Source organism: Blastomonas sp. CCH1-A6, assembly GCF_001556365.1.
In the GTDB taxonomy this organism is placed as follows: Bacteria; Pseudomonadota; Alphaproteobacteria; order Sphingomonadales; family Sphingomonadaceae; genus Blastomonas; species Blastomonas ursincola.
On the sequence record NZ_LSIS01000172.1, the window covers coordinates 1 to 225 of the forward strand.

Genomic DNA, 225 nt, shown 5'->3' on the forward strand with positions numbered 1-225 from the left:
CGAGCCAGAAGCCATCATATCCAATCTCGAAGCACAGGCGAATGGCGGCAGGTTCGCCGATACGATCAGCGGCCTTGCACTCAAGATTGCGAAGGTGACTGATCAGTGCCGCGCTGTTCCCGGCAGGAATTGTCCGCAGCGAAGGCTTCGCCGCTCCTGGCGAGAGCGAGGCAACAAGCCAGTTGCGCTTGCTGAGCTCAACGCTGACAATGACAGAAGTCTTGG

General features: G+C 58.7%; 1 pseudogene. It reads right to left on the reverse strand.

Features of this window, described 5'->3' with window-relative positions:
- Positions 1–225 (reverse strand): annotated as a pseudogene (locus tag AX735_RS26760) (IS110 family transposase); the annotation flags it as partial.